Source organism: Deltaproteobacteria bacterium GWA2_45_12, from assembly GCA_001797365.1.
GTDB lineage: Bacteria > UBA10199 > UBA10199 > UBA10199 > UBA10199 > UBA10199.
Genome location: MGPH01000010.1, coordinates 1,608 through 2,893, shown reverse-complemented (window position 1 = coordinate 2,893; position 1,286 = coordinate 1,608). Strand labels below are relative to the sequence as shown.

The following is a 1,286-nucleotide window of genomic DNA, read 5'->3' as shown; positions in this document are numbered from 1 at the left end:
ACCGATGAGAGTACTGGCTTCTCCGGGAAGGATCGTCAATTTTAAAGAAGCATAGTCGGTGGGAGTCAGCGGACGTGTCGGTGACCAAACCATGATGGATAGGCCATTTAGAAGAACGGCGTCGTTGTTGTTTACGGAAACATTAAAAGCACGGCCAAAGTTACTATAACAATAATCGTTAAAGGGTGTGTTATTCCAGTGATCTACCAAGCGATTAAGGCCGACCGGCCCGTACGAGGGAGGGCTCGGCCGCGTAAATAACCAAATATCTTCAGCCAACGCAGAAGGCGCCTGTAGGAGAAAAACTATGAGCAGGAAAGCCGTGAGCGTTTTGTATTTAAAGTTTTTTAGCGAAGGCCGCGGAAATCCAACCAATTTTACCATCAGGCAGTTTTATCTGATACCAACTTCCCTGCTCGTCGAGAAAGATTACTTTGTCCCCCACGCCCACCTTGGCCACCTCTTCTCCAGCCAAGGACGGTGTTGCCCGCACCCGCAACCAACCATTGGGGTAGGCGGAGGAAGGTTGTGAACCTGTCGGTAGAATTTCCACTAATTTTTGGGAAATAAGAGTCCTTTGAGCGAAGGCGACCAGCGACTTTTTCGCTTCTTCGGTAAGACCACTATCGCTTTTCCGGCCCAGATAACCGAGAGACAATTTTTCGGCCTTCTCTACTTCAGAATTATCCGCAACTTTAAATCCGGACGGATCAAAAACCTTTCCCTGATAATCAAAATAGTAATCCACTTTCTTATCATCGGCGGCTCCCGCACCGGATTTTCCTAAGAAATAGGAAAGGCCGCGAACCCAAGACTTCGTATCCGAGTAGAGTAGAGGATCACTACTGGAGAGATCACGGATGGTGAAACGAAGTTCGGGCGAAAAAGGAGTCGCCGGGGAGTCGGCCGTTCCGGGGATCAGAAAGAGCTGGAATTTTATTGATAGTTTGTAACCGTCCTGAATTTTGATTTTCACCGTTCTCGCTTTATATCCTTGTCTGCTGATCTTTACGGCATGATCACCAATGGTTGTTTTATCGGTTGAGACCGGAGTCGTTCCCAGAAATTCATCATCGAACCGAACTTCCGCTCCCTCTGGATTTCCGAAAATAACCAGCGAGGATTTATCAAAAGTCCTCTCCATCCAAATAATTTCCCCCTCGCTGAAAATATCGGAAGGGCCTAAATCCCAATTGACGACAGTTAAGACACTGCTAACCAAGTTAATCTTCGTCCGCAGTGAGCTCTCTTCTGAAGAAAGGACGAAAGAGCTGACACCCTCTTTT

Annotated in this window: 1 protein-coding gene and 1 pseudogene (1 of these 2 only partly in view); both read right to left on the bottom strand. The window is 47.4% G+C overall.

The features are described 5' to 3' along the window. A pseudogene (locus A2048_10290) lies at positions 1-384 on the bottom strand (hypothetical protein); it reaches 1,224 nt to the left of the window's first position. Further along, positions 338-1,222: a hypothetical protein gene (locus tag A2048_10285; GenBank protein ID OGP10528.1), complete on the bottom strand. Its 885-nt coding sequence runs from the start codon at positions 1,220-1,222 to the stop codon at positions 338-340. Before A2048_10285 ends, A2048_10290 begins: the two are co-directional and overlap by 47 nt. Between the last annotated feature and the right edge of the window lie 64 nt (positions 1,223-1,286).